The organism is Oceanisphaera ostreae (genome assembly GCF_042676125.1).
GTDB classification, from domain to species: Bacteria; Pseudomonadota; Gammaproteobacteria; order Enterobacterales; family Aeromonadaceae; genus Oceanimonas; species Oceanimonas ostreae.
The window spans coordinates 64,704-80,754 of the sequence record NZ_JBHTJS010000058.1; the positions used below are offsets into that span (position 1 = coordinate 64,704).

Below are 16,051 nucleotides of genomic sequence, written 5' to 3' on the forward strand. Positions count from 1 at the left end.
TCCCACATTAGCAAACTATGACCAAATACGGCCTGCGAGCTAGAATACTCGCTTATACCATAATACCCACCCTGCTGATCGGCATTTTTTTGGCCGGTTACTTTTCCGTGAGCCGTTATCAGCAATTAGAAGAAGCCTTGACTCGTCAAGGCGTCAATGTGATCGAGCCCATGGCGCTCGCCAGCGAGCTGGCATTAACCAGTCGTAATCGCGAGTCGCTAAATCGTCTACTGAGCAATATTCACCGCAATAACAGCCCGCTCATTAAATCCATTGCCTTATTTGACGAGCAAGGGAGATTGTTGGTCACCTCAAATTATCATCGCGACTTTAATCTGCTACGCCTACCCGAGGGCATCCCTATACCTCGTTCGACCGAGGTAGAGAGTGGCGAGCATGGCATTATTTTGCGTACCCCTGTGCTGACCGACAATATTCAAACCGACTCTTCTTGGGAAGATGTGTCAGCCATCCCTATCGGCTACATAGCGATGCAACTGACCAATGACTCCGCCATGCTGGTGCATTATAAAGACAGCTTTTTTGCCGGTTTGATCGTACTGCTGGGCGTGGGCATGAGTGCTTTATTTGGCGTGCGGCTGATCCGAGGCGTATCGCAACCAATCACCGACATGGTAAGCGCTGTTTACAAAATTCGTGAGGGGCGGCTCGATACTCGGGTTAACGGTGAGTTTACCGGTGAAATGGAAATGCTAAAAGATGGCATTAATGCCATGGCCAAGTCCTTGTCTGAATACCATGAAGAAATGCAGCAAAATATCGATCAGGCAACCTCAGATCTACGAGAAACGCTGGAGCAGATAGAAATCCAGAACATTGAACTGGATATGGCGAAAAAACGTGCCCAAGAAGCAGCGCGGGTTAAAACCGAATTTTTGGCCAATATGTCCCACGAATTGCGTACCCCGCTTAATGGCGTTATCGGCTTCGCCCGCCAGCTGCAAAAAACACGGCTCACCGCCAACCAACTTGATTACCTTAAGACAATTGAAAGATCGGCAGAGAATCTACTGGGCATCATTAATGACATTCTCGACTTCTCGAAGTTAGAGGCGGGAAAATTGAAAATGGAGCAAATTCCGTTTTCGCTGCGCGACAGCCTGCAGGAAGTAATGACGCTGCTCGCGCCCAGCGCCCACGATAAAGGCCTAGAGCTATCATTACGCGTAGACGCCGCCGTGCAAGACGGTTTAATTGGTGACTCTTTACGGCTACAGCAAATCGTCACCAACTTGGTGGGCAATGCGGTTAAGTTTACCGAGCAGGGCAACGTAGATGTGCGAGTAGACGCCCGCCCAGCAAGCCAGCCCAATAAGGCCGCGCTGCATATTCACGTGCAAGATACCGGTATTGGTATTTCTGACAGCCAACGCCGCCTGCTATTTCAGGCGTTTAATCAGGCGGACTCCAGTATTTCGCGGCGCTATGGCGGTACCGGCTTGGGGCTAGTGATCACCCAAAAGCTGGTGCACCAAATGGCCGGGGGAATAGAGTTGCACTCTGAGCTCGGCACCGGCTCGGTGTTTAGCTTTACACTTGAGTTTAATCGCGCCGCTTTGTCTTTGGCAGAGCCCCTACCATTAAACGAGCTCAGTCATAAGGCCGTACTCTATCTCGAAGAAGATAACTTTAGCCGTCGCGCTACCACGGCTTTGCTACGAGAATGGGGAGTACAAGTGCTGCACGAGCCCAACGCCAATACCACTATCGACTGTGTACTACTTGGCTTTAATCCTAATGCGCTGCCCAGCCAAATAGAGCAAGGTATTCGCCAGCAAATAGCACAACATCACAAAGTGGTAGTACTGCTAAGCTCTACCGACCCCACTCTCGCCGATGGGCTGGTAAATGCAGGAGCCGAGCTGTGCCTAAGCAAACCGGTGCATTATCAAAAGCTGGCTCAGGCATTAATAGGGCAAGACGTTATCGAGCCCGAAGCTTTATTGCAGATAACCTTAGCACCTCCGGCTGAAAAACAGTCTTTGCGCGTGCTGGCTGTGGATGATAACCCAGCTAACCTGAAGTTAATTAGCGCCATGCTCAATGAGCAAGTCAGCCAAGTAGACACCTGCTTAAATGGTAAAGAAGCCCTTAACCTTGCCACTATCAACCGGTACGACATCATCTTTATGGATATACAGATGCCGCTACTCGATGGCATTCAGGCCACCCGAGAAATTCGCACCGGCAATGGCCCCAACGCCAGCACTCCCATAGTGGCAGTGACCGCTCATGCCATTGAGGGCGAACGCGACCGCTTGATGCTTCAAGGCATGGATGATTACTTAGCCAAACCCATAGACGAAACTATATTGGCAAACATCATTAAGCAGCTTGGGCTTCATCCCAAACCCAAGGGGCAAATAAACTGGCCACTCGCCATTAGGCAGGCAGGAAATAAACTACCGCTAGCAAAAGAGATGCTCGGCTTACTGTTACAAAGCTTCGACGAATTTAGTCCTCTACTCAATGCCGCCTTATCGGGCAATTTGGATGAGCAGCAACTCTATCCGCCACTACATAAGTTGCATGGCGGCACTGCCTATTGTGGTGTCCCTAAGTTGCAGTCTTTGGTGGCAGAGTTAGAAAAAGCATTACTGGCTAAGCAGACCATAGAAAATCTAGAGCCTGAGCTACTAGAGCTAGAAGAGCGTATTGCTCAGGTACGAGAAGAAGCCAAGCTGTATTTATAAAAGATAGCTGTAAAAGATAGCGGTAAGGCTTTCAGCTGTAAGCGATCCGCTAAAGATAACCTCCAAAACTGAGATCCTGACATGCGTCAGTGTGACGAAAAAAAACACCGAGCCTAGGCTCGGTGTTTTGGTTTATTTCTAATGTTTAGCTTATAGCTGACCGCTTACAGCGGTCACTAGACCCCTTGGCGGGCTTCGCGCATTAGGCTCTTCATGTCGCGGATGGCTTTTTCTAGTCCGTCGAAGGCGGCGCGGGCAATAATGGCATGGCCAATATTAAGTTCTAGCATCTCGGGAATGGCGGCAATCGGCTTCACATTATGATAATGCAGGCCATGGCCCCCATTCACCTTTAAGCCGGCGTCGTGGGCGTAAGACGCCGACGCGGCAATGCGCTTTAGCTCGGCGTTGCGTTCGGCTTCGCAGGGCGCATTGGCATAGTGGCCGGTGTGTATCTCAATATAAGGTGCACCGGTGGCCACTACCGCATCAATTTGTGCGCGGTCGGCGTCGATGAATAAAGACACCTTAATACCCGCCTCGGTGAGCCGTGCAACAGCTGCAGTGACCTTGTCGAGCTGGCCCGCCACATCGAGGCCACCTTCGGTGGTCACTTCTTCGCGTTTTTCTGGTACCAAGCATACAAACGCCGGCTTAATACGACAGGCAATATCAAGCATTTCATCGGTCACCGCCATTTCAAGGTTCATGCGGGTTTCAATGGTTTGGCTTAATATTTCAACGTCGCGGTCAATAATGTGACGTCGATCTTCACGCAAGTGTACGGTAATGCCGTCGGCTCCCGCTTGCTCAGCTAAGGCCGCCGCATGTACGGGATCCGGGTAGCTGGTGCCTCTGGCATTACGTAAAGTGGCAATATGATCGATATTTACGCCTAAATACAATTCACTCACTGCGACTTCCTCTCTTTCCTTTGATAAACAGGGCGCGACTGCGCAAAACTCTGCCGCCCAAATAAGGCGCCAGAGCCTGACGACTAAAGCGTTTGGCCGACACCAATACATCGGTTCGGGTTAATTCGAGTTCGGCCAGCGCATAAAGATGTTCTCCGGGGTAAGCACCCGGTTCAGGCTTAGCCAGCTGAATAAAGCCAGACTCCGGCTGATATTGATACCAAGCATCGGGGTCAATGGCCAGTCCACTATGAGCATCCACGGTGAAGTCCACGCCATAGCCCAATATATTTAACATATAAAACTCAAAATGACGCAGACAAGGTTCAATTCCGCCACCATTCGCTAAACTTGTCAGCGTCTGGCGATAGGCATCAAATACCTCATCGAAGGGGGTGTGAGTTTCTAGCAGATAAAAAATGAGTTCGTTAAGATATAAGCCGCTATAAAGGGCCGTACCCGTAAGATGAATGGCGGGGGCGGTAGCTTCTGCTCGGTGTAAGGTTTTTAACTCCCCCTTACCGGCAAAGGTGACATCCAAAGGCACAAAGGGCTGTAACAGCCCTTTAAGCATAGAGCGCGGTCGGCGACTCCCTTTGGCAATCAGACTTTGTCGCCCCTGTTCTCGAGTAAATACCTCAACCAGCTGGCTGGTTTCTCGATAGGGGCGACTATGAATAACGAAGGCGGCGTGCGCCGTCATCAATCGTCACCATACCCCAGACTACGTAGGGCCCGTTCATCATCAGCCCAACCGGATTTAACCTTTACCCATAGCTCAAGAAACACTTTTTGCTCGAGTAAACGTTCGATATCCAGCCGCGCTTCGGTGCCAATCACTTTTAGCTTTGCACCCTTATTGCCGATCACCATACGCTTTTGCCCAGTACGTTCAACCAGGATCAGCCCGTTAATATGTACGATGCCTTTTTCATCTACCTGATAACGTTCAATTTCTACCGTCACCGAATAAGGAAGCTCGTCTCCCGTAAAGCGCATAAGCTTTTCGCGAATAATTTCTGCCGCCATAAAGCGTGACGAACGATCGGTAATATAATCATCAGGAAAATAGTGCAGAGACGGCTTCAAACGGGCACGAGCCAGCTTGGCAAGCGTGTCCACATTGGTTCCTTTTTCCGCAGAAATAGGCACGATATCGGCAAAATCCATTTTTGTAGCCAACCACTGCATGTGCGGCAATAGCTCTTCTTTGCTCTCAACGTTATCAATTTTATTGATAGCTAGCACGACAGGACAGTCCATACGACGCAGTTTATTTACCACCATTTCGTCGTCGTCAGTCCACTTGGTGCCTTCTACCATGAAGATCACCATTTCTACATCACCGAGCGAACTCGATGCCGCGCGATTCATCAAACGGTTAATAGCCCGTTTCTCTTCGATGTGCAGCCCAGGCGTATCCACATAAATAGCTTGATACGCACCTTCGGTATCAATGCCCATAATACGGTGGCGCGTGGTTTGTGGCTTACGCGAGGTAATACTGACCTTTTGCCCCAATAAGTGGTTAATCAAGGTCGATTTACCGACGTTCGGGCGGCCAACAATGGCAATAAAGCCACAATAAGTTTGTTCTTCAGCTGTCATAGCAATACTTCCAAGGCATGTTCGGCGGCAGACTGCTCGGCCTTACGCCGACTAGTGCCAATACCAACAACAGGTTCTGGCACGCCTTCTATCTGGCAATGCACAGTAAAATTTTGATTGTGAGCTTCACCCACCACATTCACTACCGTGTAGGTTGGCAGTGGTTTTCGCTGGCCTTGCAACAGTTCTTGCAGCCGTGTTTTAGGATCTTTTTGATCGATACCTGGTTGAATGGCATTCAGCCGATCCTCATACCAACCCAGCAACATGGTTTGCATCTGCTCAATATTGGTATCCAGATATGCGGCACCAATCAGTGCCTCTACCGCATCGGCCAGAATGGACTCGCGTCGAAAACCACCACTTTTTAGCTCACCTGGGCCCAAGATCAAATACTCACCCAGTTCAAATTCCCGAGCCAGTTCGGCCAAGGTCTTTTCTCGCACTAAAGTGGCGCGCATGCGTGACATGTCACCTTCGTTCACCTTAGGAAAACGGTGAAAAAGTGCATCGGCAATCACCATACTCAACAGCGAGTCACCCAAAAACTCCAGTCGCTCATTATGACGCGAACCGGCACTTCTGTGCGTAAGTGCGCGCACCAGCATGGCTTCGTCGTTAAAGGTGTATCCCAGTTTTTTTTGTAAAATATTCAGTTTTTTCATTAACGAATTGCGCCTATGCGGCTAAAACGGACATTACTGGGCACCCAAGCAGGTAACCAGCTGTCGGCGTTACGTTCAAATTCAAAGCTAATCCAAATAGCCACGGCCTTACCCACTAAATTTTCTTCCGGCACAAAACCCCAGAACCGACTGTCGGTGCTGTTGTCTCGATTATCGCCCATCGTAAAGTAGTGACCGGCAGGAACCACCCACTCATTTAGTGCCGTATTAGGCTGTCGGTAATACATGGACACCCGGTCTGGCAGCATGGGGTTGCGCAAAATATCATGCGACCGCTCGGTTAAGCTTTCATGGCTGCGTTCTAACTCAATGCCCATCTGATAAAATTCACCCTGTTGTGCAGGGCTTAATTCTACAGCAGCAACATCGGGGCAAACTTCCCCATCACAAGCCGGCTGAACAAACAGCTGCTTGTCTTGGTAAATAACACGATCCCCAGGCAAACCAATCACGCGTTTAATGTAGTCGATACGGGTGTCTTCTGGGTATTTAAATACCACCACATCGCCACGTTTAGGCTGACCGGTTGGGATCAAAGTAGTATTGCCCACCGGCTCTTTTAAGCCGTAGGCAAACTTCTCTACCAAAATAAAGTCACCAACCAGCAAGGTCGGCATCATGGATCCGGAAGGAATTTGAAACGGCTCGTAAATAAAAGAGCGCAGCACCAACACCACGGCGATTACCGGAAAGATAGAGCGTGCCTGTTCAATCCAACCAGGCACTCTAGCTGCACGCGCCAGCGCCGCTTGGTCCACTTTATTACCATGGGCAACTTGTGCCTCGGCAATTTTACGTGCCCGAGCGGGAGCCCAAAGCCATTTATCGCAAGCCCAAATAATGCCACTCACTAGCGTGATCAACACTAAAATCAAGGCAAAATTACTTGCCATAATTACTTATCCTTTCCTACGTGAAGAATGGCCAAGAAAGCGTCTTGTGGTATGTCTACCCGCCCTAGTGACTTCATGCGTTTTTTACCTTCTTTCTGCTTAGACAGCAGCTTTTTCTTACGGCTAACGTCGCCGCCATAACACTTAGCGGTTACGTCTTTGCGTAGCGCTTTTACTGTGCTGCGCGAAATAATCTGACTACCAATGGAAGCCTGAATGGCAATATCAAACATCTGGCGCGGAATAAGCTCACGCATTTTGTCTACCAACAGGCGACCACGGTACAAGGCATTTTCTTTATGGGTAATAACGGCCAAGGCATCAACACGATCGCCGTTGATCATAATATCCAATCGCACCATGTCGGCCGCTTCAAACCGGCTAAACCCGTAATCTAATGATGCATAACCCTTACTGCACGACTTAAGACGGTCAAAGAAGTCGAGCACCACTTCGGCCATGGGAATATCGTAGCTGAGTGCCACTTGATTGCCGTGATACACCATATTAGTTTGCATACCGCGTTTTTCGATACACAGGGTGATCACGTTGCCCAAGTATTCTTGGGGCACCAAAATATTACATTCGGCAATGGGCTCGCGTAGCTCTTCGATATTGTTGAGCGCGGGCATATTCGATGGGCTAGAAATATGAATGATGCTGCCATCGGTCTGCACGATTTCATACACAACTGTGGGTGCGGTGGTAATCAGGTCCAGATCATATTCGCGCTCTAAACGCTCTTGAATGATCTCCATGTGCAACAAGCCTAAGAAACCGCAACGGAAACCAAAGCCCAATGCATTAGACGTTTCTGGCTCATAGAACAAAGACGCATCGTTAAGCGATAGTTTATCTAGCGCGTTACGGAAGGCTTCGTAATCATCGGCAGAAATAGGGAACAAGCCTGCATACACCTGCGGTTTTACTTTCTGAAAACCAGGTAAGGCAGAGTCAGCGCCATGCTTCGCGTGAGTTAACGTATCACCCACAGGGGCACCATGAATTTCTTTAATACCACACACCACCCAGCCAACTTCACCACAGTTTAGGCCGTCGGTATCTTTCTGCTTAGGTGTGAAAATACCAATGCGATCCACGCCCCATACTTGGCCGGTGCTCATCACCTTAATTTTGTCATTCTTCTTCAGGTTGCCGTTCTTGATGCGCACCAAAGACACGACGCCCAAATAAGCGTCAAACCAAGAATCGATAATCAGCGCCTGTAATGGGCCTTCTGGGTTGCCTTCTGGCGGGGGAATTTGTTTGACGATCCTTTCGAGTACTTCATCGATACCCACGCCGGTTTTCGCCGAGCAGCGCACCGCGTCCATAGCATCGATACCCACGATGTTTTCAATTTCTTCAGCCACCCGCTCGGGTTCGGCTTGCGGTAAGTCAATTTTGTTAAGGATAGGAACCACTTCTAGATCCATGTCTAGCGCGGTGTAACAGTTGGCCAGCGTCTGTGCTTCAACCCCCTGCCCTGCATCCACTACTAACAAAGCACCTTCACAGGCGGCTAAAGAGCGAGAAACTTCATAAGAAAAGTCCACATGCCCTGGAGTATCGATAAAGTTGAGCTGGTATATTTCGCCATCGTCAGCCTGGTAATCCAGGGTTACGCTCTGAGCTTTAATGGTAATACCTCGCTCGCGCTCCAGATCCATAGAATCGAGCACTTGCTGCTGCATTTCACGGTCAGATAGGCCGCCACATACCTGGATCAAGCGATCGGACAGGGTGGACTTGCCGTGGTCTATGTGAGCGATGACGGAAAAGTTACGAATATGCTTCATGATGCAATAAGGAGTCCGTAGTCTGAAAAGCGAGAGTCAAAGGCAGGATTCTACTGGATTAGCCCTACCGTGGCCAATCCTTAGTCGATATTGGTTACCGACAGTATGGAAGAAATAATGACGGGCTCGGTCTGCAAGCGGTTATTACCTTTGGCCCAACGTGATGCCAGTACAAACCCAATAAAGCCTCCAACAGCTGCGCCAGCTAGCGTTCCGCCATCACCCATGCCAAACCCAGCACTGGCCAGCAAGGCGCCGCCCAGTAATAACAGCAATGGCAATAAATAAACCAGCAGGGCACTGCCAATTAAGCTGTGCTCGGGAATGCCAATACGCACCTGCTGATTAATCGTTAATGGTAAGTCGGTGGCAATAATAAATCGATGATCACGGCCCGGCAGCGCCTTAGACACAATGCCGGTGCCGCACTGGCTGTTTTGCTTACACTGGCCGCAGGCCGACTTACTAAAGCACACTACTTCTACGCCACCGTCGTATAACGCTGATACGGTCGCAACCTCTTCAATCATGATTTTATCCACTATTAATTGTGAGGAGTAAGGGGAGAGCTGTGGGACGTAAAACCAAAGCCGTTGTACGTCCTACGCCGTCAGCTGTACGTTAAAAGCTAACAGCCTCTCTTGTCGAGGGCGTTTTGTGGGTCGAATTCATTCGGCCATTTTGGTTACCCTACGGGCTTATCTTTAACTGACCGCTTATAGTTTACGGCTTCAAGCTTTGTACTTCACCCTTTACTCTTCACGGTGTTTTTCCGGTACTGTCATGGATAACGGACTCTGCTATTTGGCGCGCGGTCTCGGCAGGAATGGCCCCCACCACAGTAATTTCAATTTGTGATGCATTTACCACGCTCAGTAAATGGGTGGCTCCTTGCCGAATCAATGGCCGATTCATATCGGTATTTCGCCCCGCCTTCGCCATGTACACAGACACATCAACGAGGCCGTTAGACAACATTAAATAATCAACAGGCTGCTCGGTAACGGGAAGTTTATGAGTATCTTGCGAGCGCAGCGTAAACCCTGCCGGTAACCAACCCACTTGCCAAGGCAGAGGTTGCGGTAACGTTGGATACACATCAGACACCGACATGGCAGGCGGCAAGGTGGCGCTTTTTAATTCACTGACCAGCGAGCTGGGTTGATCACTAATTTTTAGTGCCACTCCCATACTCTGCTCTACCATACTGCCCTCTTGAGTGAGCGTGTCTAGTTTAACCAGCAAGCCGCTTTCTTGATCCAGCCATAATACATACCCATAGTAACCAGGCGCTTTAGGTGCCAGTCGCACCACTTGGGCAACCTTGCCCAATACTCGGCTGCGCCCAGCTAGCACCGCATCGTAGTGCTCTAATATAGGTGTGAGTGAAACCTGTTGTAAGCGATAGAAAAGCCCAGGTAGGTTGGCGTTTTTTAAGGTATAGCCGCTGTGACTGGCATCAAAGAAGCTGGTTTCATCATTACGCTGCACAAACTCACGGGGTCGCCCATTAAGATGGGTGAGGTGAGTAAGCACTTCGCCGTCTAGGTGGCCCCGAGTTAGCCGTTTTGGCTCAAGTAGACCTTGGCTAAATTCAATTAACGTGAGCTCAAAGTTAAGTTGCTGATAAGCTTGCTGCATACGTTGCAGCACAACCTTTGCTGACTCTTGCTCAGCCATAACGACACTGGGCAACGCCCAAGCCATTATCAGAATAACGGCACGCAGCCCCTGTATTCTCAAAACCATTACCTTTCGTTTTGACGCAGTCGCTGCTGCAGCTCATGGTCCATTAGCAGCTCGTGAATGCGTCGCTGTTGTTCTAACAGCGCTTGTTCATTCGCTGGCTGACGCGATTCCATCTGATAATTCAAACTAACAGGAGCAGCGCCACCATTCAGCGGAATGGTATTTAGCACCGGCGATTGTAAGTCGTTTTGGCTATATTGCTGCACGCCAACAATAACCGCCGCCGACACAGAAGCTGCCACCGCAAATTGCCCGATATAACGCAACATCGGAGACACTCGACCAAAGCGCGGTCGCACTATGTTGTTAGAGCTTTCGTTAGCATTAGCAACGTCCGCAGTGGGCTGCAATGCAATAGGTGGCGCTACCATAGCAGGTTCGTCAGCTAAGGCCGCCGCAATTCTATCGCTTAAGTCTAGCTGCAAATGACTGGGTAAGTCGTTGCGTAGCGCATCACCATAAAGATGGTAACGACCAAAGGTATCGGCTAACTCTTGCTCATTGCTGAGTTGCTCAAGCAAGACACGGTCTTGGATTTCTCCGTCGACCAATGCCGAAATATATTCTTTATTCGCTATAACGTTTGCCATAACAATTATTCCCTGTTCAACCCTGAAGTAACGGCTGGACTCGCTTGTCTATTGCTTCGCGTGCTCGAAAAATACGAGAGCGAACTGTTCCCACCGGACAATCCATCACGTTTGCAATATCCTCATAGCTCATCCCTTCCAGCTCTCGCAAGGTTATCGCCGTTCGAAGATCTTCCGGCAGTGTCTCTATAGTGTCGAACACTGCACGCTTGATCTCTTCCGATAACATGAGTCGTTCTGGTGTGGCCTGATCTCGTAATCCGCCACCACCGTCATAATATTCTGCATCTTCAACTTCTACATCTCGGCCTGGTGGCCTCCTACGTAACGCGACCAGGTAATTTTTCGCGGTATTTACCGTAATCCGATATAACCAGGTATAAAAAGCACTTTCACCGCGAAATCCGGGCAACGCCCGATACGCTTTAATAAAAGCCTCCTGCGTCACATCAGGTACATCTCCTGGATTGGACACGTATCGAGACACTAGGTTCGCTACTTTATGCTGATATTTTTTTACCAGCAGGTTGTATGCGTTTTTATCGCCACGCTGTACCCGTTCAACCAGCTGCTGGTCTGTTAAATTATCGCTCATGCGAGCCGCGTAGCCTCCGAATAATCCGATGTATTAATACATCAGCCCGTAATAAGCGCACCTATGTAGACTATGGATGCGGACAAAAGTTCTGAAAAGTTTTAATCTCATTTCTCATTTGAAAAGGCTGATTCAGGCTGCACCAGCTGCCTGCTTGGGATAACATATAAAAACTATCCATTAGAGCCAATGATACTTTATGAAGGATCCCGTTGAATACCTTTGCGACGTACTCATCATTGGCAGTGGTGCCGCTGGGCTGTCTCTGGCATTGAAGCTGGCCGATCACGCCAATGTTCATGTTCTTAGTAAAGGCCCCCTCGCAGAAGGTTCAACCTTCTACGCTCAAGGTGGCATTGCCGCTGTTTTCGATAAAACCGACAGCATAGAATCTCATGTTGCTGACACCTTAGTCTCTGGCGCGGGTTTGTGCGACCCAGCCGTCGTTGAGTTCACCGCTCGCCAAGCACCTGATGCCATACAATGGCTCATTGGCCAAGGCGTGCCCTTCGATACCGAAGATTCCCCCCAAGGTGAGTCTTGTTATCATCTCACTCAAGAAGGTGGCCATAGCCATCGGCGTATCTTTCATGCCGCCGATGCCACCGGCCGCGCCGTGCAACTCACCTTAAATGAGCGAGTGCAGCAACATCCTAACATTCATATTCTAGAACGGGTAAATGCGCTGGATTTAATTACCAGCACCAAGCTTGGGCTACCCGGCCATTTCTCTAAGAATCGAGTGTTGGGCGCCTATGTGTGGAACCGCGATAAAGAGCGGGTAGAAACCGTGCGCGCACGCTTTATTGCCATGGCCACCGGCGGCGCATCTAAGGTCTATCAGTACACGTCAAACCCAGACGTTAGCTCTGGCGATGGCATTGCCATGGCATGGCGTGCCGGTTGTCGGGTGGCCAACATGGAATTTAATCAGTTTCATCCCACCAGTTTGTTTCATCCAGACGATAACAACTTCTTATTAACAGAAGCCTTGCGCGGCGAAGGTGCGGTACTTAAACGCCCCGACGGCAGTCGTTTTATGCCCGAATATGACGCGCGTGCCGAGCTTGCCCCCCGCGATATTGTCGCCCGTGCCATCGACCATGAAATGAAGCGCCTTGGGGCAGAATGCATGTTTCTGGATATTAGTCATAAAGACGCCGACTTTATCATTAGGCATTTTCCTACTATTTATGAACGCTGTCTTAAAGTGGGCATCGACATTACTCGCCAAGCTATGCCCGTGGTACCTGCCGCACACTACACCTGTGGCGGCGTCATGGTTGATGACAAAGGCCAAACCGACATTGGCGGTTTATATGCAATTGGCGAGGTTTCTTATACCGGTTTACACGGCGCGAACCGCATGGCCTCTAACTCGTTGTTAGAGTGTATTGTGTTTGCTCGCGCCGCAGGGCAAGACATATTAGCCAAGCTTAGTACCACGCCCGAACCACCGATATTACCGCTGTGGGATGAAAGCCAAGTAGAAAACTCCGATGAAGAAGTGGTGATCCATCATAACTGGCATGAATTGCGGTTATTTATGTGGGATTACGTGGGCATCGTACGCTCTAACAAACGGCTAGAGCGCGCTAAACGGCGCATCGACTTGCTGCAGCAAGAAATTCAGGAGTATTACGCCAATTTTCGCGTTAGCAACAACTTGCTTGAATTGCGTAATCTGGTGCAAGTGGCTGAACTTATCGTACGCTCGGCCATGGAGCGCAAAGAATCCCGCGGCTTGCATTACACCCTGGATTATCCCGAACAACAGGACAACCCAAAGCCAACGATTTTAAAACCTTAAAAGCAGCGCTCGGCGCCAAACACCCAGCGCCGAGCTCAAACAACACGCTGTTCTTGTGCCGTCTTACCGGGCTTGCCCCGGTATCTGCAGTAGCCTATGCAACACCTCAACCCAAGATCCTGACTTTCGTCAGAATGACGCAAAAATGGAGTGGTGTTTAGCTTGGTGCTAGGCGCTATAGCTTAGGCTTTTCTGCCAGCAATACGCGTTGGGATAAACGGCGAAATATCTCATCGGGTACCGCATCTTGAAACAGCCAGAACGGTGGCCACGCATCTCCGTCTAATACTAATAACAAGAAGCCGGGCCCTGCTCGGCTTTTTGTTGATAGCACCCCGCTGCGCCCATTAAGGCTGAGCACCCCTTGGTTATATTCACCCTGCAGTCGATAACTGCCACTGTGATGCCACAACAATAACGACACCAGCAGCCAAACCGGCGTAAACCAAATAAGCATATCTACACTGAGTAATAAACTGGCGGGCAGCCACCACAAGCTTGCCGCCGCCAGTAAATAACAGCCATGTAATCGAGAAGCTTTAGCGCTGATTGCGAATCTGGTTACGCTCAAGAATATATTCCACCATCGCCTGAAAGTCAGCGTCTTTAGACTGCTGATGACCCATTAGCCAGGCAAATAAATCGGGATCATCGCTTTCCAAAAAGCGCTTAAATACAACTTTATGCTCGTCGGTTAATCCATCATATTCGTGTTCAACAAAGGGGCCTAAAATAACGTCCAGCTCAAGCATGCCACGGCGGCAAGCCCAAATCAGACGAGGTTTATCAGAGGAATTGAGCATGGAGGTATCCAAAAAATAAGACAAAGCCCATAGTATAAGGTCCAATGAGTACTGACAAATGTGTTGGCCATCTTTACCATGAAGGTCACACTTAACTAATTGACCACCATTAAGGGGAGCGCCCGTGTTGACTCTTTCTTCTTCTCCCGTACTTTATCCGCTTAGCGATAGAGCCGTTATCAGCCTAACCGGTGAAGACCGAGCCAAATACCTGCAAGGTCAGGTAACCTGTGATGTAGAGCAGCTTAAACTAGGTGATGCCAGCTTAGGGGCTCACTGCGACAGTAAGGGCCGACTGTGGGCCTCTTTTTGGCTCGCAAGCCTAGACGAACAGTTAGTCTTAATCCTTAACCACAGCTTAGTTGAGCGCCAGCTTCCCGAGCTGAAAAAATTCGCCGTGTTCGCCAAGGCCGAGGTAGCAGACACCAGCGAAAAATGGCAGGTATTTGGTTTGGCTGGTGAGGGCCTGTCTCAATGGCTTAATGAACAGCTTGATGGCTCCGATAATCTAACGCCAGATGGCGGTGTGGTCATTCCCGTGGCCGCCGAGCATGCGCTGTTGCTGCTTCCCAAAGAGAGCGCTGCACCTGAGTTACCGCACGGCGATGAGCAAGAATGGCAAGGGTTGATGATTCAAGCCGGCATGCCAGACATGAGCCAACCGCATCAAGGCGAGTATATTCCGCAGATGCTGAATCTTCAGGCATTAAACGGTATCAGCTTTACCAAAGGGTGCTACTTGGGGCAAGAAACCGTCGCCCGCGCTAAATATCGAGGAGCCAATAAAAAGGCCATGTTTATACTGGCGGGTAACAGTGATCAGCCAATTACTATCAACCAAGATATTGAATTACAACTGGGTGATAACTGGCGCCGAGCAGGTACTGTGTTAAGCATTTACCAAAAAAACGGTGAGTGTTTGGTCACCTCGGTATTAAATAAAAATCTAGAGCCAGATGCCGTATTCAGAATTAAGGGACAAGACGATAGCCGCCTTGCCCTACAGGCACTGCCCTACGATCTAATAGATTAACATTTACCACAATGCACAATTAGCTTGAGTGCTGTCTAAGCTAGGCTGCACTCAAGCCTGCCTTTAGCTGATTTTTAACCCTCCACAATCAACTACAATATTTTGTACGCAACCCCGTGCCTAATAACGGTGAGCCTACGACTAAAAAGAGGAGTTAACATGCGCACTACTGGTGACCGTATTCGTCATACCCTAGGGTTTGAAATTATCGGTCTGTTAATCTTTGCCCCTTTAGCTACCGTGGCCTTTGGCTACAACATGTTTGAAATGGGCACCATGGCCGTGGTCGGCTCTATTGTCGCTACCGTGTGGAACTATATTTATAACTTACTGTTCGATCACGCCATGTTAAGACTACGTGGCAGTGTGCGTAAAACCACCTTAATTAGAGTGTTTCATGCCTGCTTATTTGAGGGGGGCTTGTTGCTGTTCTTCTTGCCGATAATCGCTTGGTATCTAGCGATAAGCTTATGGGACGCCTTTACCATGGGCATGGCGATGTCGGTTTTCTATCTCGTCTATGCTTTTGTTTATAACCTTATTTACGACAAAGTGTTTCCGGTTCCTGAGCCTGCGCAGCTTTCTTGAAAAGACCGAGAGGGGTGAGCATAACCAAAGCCAACACCCAAGACTTAAATACTCTTTGCCACTGAAGAATACGGAAAAATTAAGCTTAGATTTAAGAGCGACATTTACAGGGTAAGAGCAAGGCCTCCGGCTAGCCCAGCAGCCGAGACGTGTTTGGTAGGCGACTGGTTTGAAGGGATAGGGAAGAATACATAACACTCCCCCTTAACATCCCGCTGAGACGGGACTGTCAGCTAAAGCGACAGCCTACAAAACCCAACGTCATTTGT

General features: G+C 49.4%; 16 protein-coding genes. 4 read left to right on the forward strand and 12 right to left on the reverse strand.

Features of this window, described 5'->3' with window-relative positions; all coding sequences use genetic code 11:
• The first annotated feature begins 17 nt into the window (after positions 1-17).
• The gene (gene barA / locus ACFQ1C_RS14010) at positions 18-2,714 is read left to right on the forward strand and encodes a two-component sensor histidine kinase BarA (protein ID WP_379559291.1); all 2,697 of its coding nucleotides are present in this window, start codon (positions 18-20) and stop codon (positions 2,712-2,714) included.
• Between the two features lie 176 nt (positions 2,715-2,890).
• Here barA and pdxJ read toward each other — a convergent pair whose 3' ends face one another.
• The 10 genes from pdxJ to rpoE all read right to left on the reverse strand — a co-directional run bounded on the left by pdxJ (position 2,891) and on the right by rpoE (position 11,548).
• Entirely contained in the window at positions 2,891-3,628 is a 738-nt protein-coding gene (gene pdxJ / locus ACFQ1C_RS14015) for a pyridoxine 5'-phosphate synthase (protein WP_379559292.1), read from the reverse strand.
• A complete protein-coding gene (gene recO, locus ACFQ1C_RS14020) occupies positions 3,621-4,331 on the reverse strand; it encodes a DNA repair protein RecO (RefSeq protein ID WP_379559293.1) in 711 nt (236 codons plus the stop codon). Before recO ends, pdxJ begins: the two co-directional genes overlap by 8 nt.
• Positions 4,331-5,236: a GTPase Era gene (era, locus tag ACFQ1C_RS14025; RefSeq protein WP_379559294.1), complete on the reverse strand. Its 906-nt coding sequence runs from the start codon at positions 5,234-5,236 to the stop codon at positions 4,331-4,333. Before era ends, recO begins: the two co-directional genes overlap by 1 nt.
• A complete protein-coding gene (gene rnc, locus ACFQ1C_RS14030) occupies positions 5,233-5,901 on the reverse strand; it encodes a ribonuclease III (protein ID WP_379559295.1) in 669 nt (222 codons plus the stop codon). The genes era and rnc overlap by 4 nt, the downstream gene beginning before the upstream one ends.
• Entirely contained in the window at positions 5,901-6,815 is a 915-nt protein-coding gene (lepB, locus tag ACFQ1C_RS14035; protein WP_379559296.1) for a signal peptidase I, read from the reverse strand. Before lepB ends, rnc begins: the two co-directional genes overlap by 1 nt.
• 2 nt (positions 6,816-6,817) lie before the next feature.
• A complete protein-coding gene (lepA, locus tag ACFQ1C_RS14040; protein WP_379559297.1) occupies positions 6,818-8,614 on the reverse strand; it encodes a translation elongation factor 4 in 1,797 nt (598 codons plus the stop codon).
• Positions 8,615-8,694: 80 nt separating this feature from the next.
• Positions 8,695-9,144 carry a SoxR reducing system RseC family protein gene (locus ACFQ1C_RS14045; protein ID WP_379559298.1) on the reverse strand — a complete coding sequence of 150 codons (450 nt, stop codon included), beginning with the start codon at positions 9,142-9,144 and terminating at the stop codon, positions 8,695-8,697.
• A gap of 229 nt (positions 9,145-9,373) precedes the next feature.
• A complete protein-coding gene (locus ACFQ1C_RS14050; RefSeq protein ID WP_379559299.1) occupies positions 9,374-10,363 on the reverse strand; it encodes a MucB/RseB C-terminal domain-containing protein in 990 nt (329 codons plus the stop codon).
• A complete protein-coding gene (locus ACFQ1C_RS14055) occupies positions 10,363-10,941 on the reverse strand; it encodes a sigma-E factor negative regulatory protein (protein ID WP_379559412.1) in 579 nt (192 codons plus the stop codon). The genes ACFQ1C_RS14050 and ACFQ1C_RS14055 overlap by 1 nt, the downstream gene beginning before the upstream one ends.
• 28 nt (positions 10,942-10,969) lie before the next feature.
• Entirely contained in the window at positions 10,970-11,548 is a 579-nt protein-coding gene (gene rpoE / locus ACFQ1C_RS14060) for an RNA polymerase sigma factor RpoE (RefSeq protein ID WP_379559300.1), read from the reverse strand.
• Between the two features lie 199 nt (positions 11,549-11,747).
• On the opposite strand from rpoE, the gene nadB reads away from it, so the two are divergent.
• Positions 11,748-13,358, forward strand: coding sequence for an L-aspartate oxidase (gene nadB / locus ACFQ1C_RS14065; RefSeq protein ID WP_379559301.1), 1,611 nt, complete (start codon positions 11,748-11,750; stop codon positions 13,356-13,358).
• 175 nt (positions 13,359-13,533) lie between these two features.
• Here the strand turns inward: nadB and ACFQ1C_RS14070 are convergent, their stop codons facing one another.
• A complete protein-coding gene (locus tag ACFQ1C_RS14070) occupies positions 13,534-13,929 on the reverse strand; it encodes a hypothetical protein (RefSeq protein WP_379559302.1) in 396 nt (131 codons plus the stop codon).
• Positions 13,898-14,161 (reverse strand): FAD assembly factor SdhE, encoded by a 264-nt coding sequence (locus ACFQ1C_RS14075; RefSeq protein WP_379559303.1) that lies wholly within the window; start codon positions 14,159-14,161, stop codon positions 13,898-13,900. Before ACFQ1C_RS14075 ends, ACFQ1C_RS14070 begins: the two co-directional genes overlap by 32 nt.
• Before the next feature lie 124 nt (positions 14,162-14,285).
• On the opposite strand from ACFQ1C_RS14075, the gene ygfZ reads away from it, so the two are divergent.
• Positions 14,286-15,194 carry a tRNA-modifying protein YgfZ gene (gene ygfZ / locus ACFQ1C_RS14080; RefSeq protein ID WP_379559304.1) on the forward strand — a complete coding sequence of 303 codons (909 nt, stop codon included), beginning with the start codon at positions 14,286-14,288 and terminating at the stop codon, positions 15,192-15,194.
• A 159-nt stretch (positions 15,195-15,353) separates the two neighbouring features.
• The gene (locus ACFQ1C_RS14085; RefSeq protein ID WP_379559305.1) at positions 15,354-15,782 is read left to right on the forward strand and encodes a PACE efflux transporter; all 429 of its coding nucleotides are present in this window, start codon (positions 15,354-15,356) and stop codon (positions 15,780-15,782) included.
• Positions 15,783-16,051 lie beyond the last annotated feature (269 nt).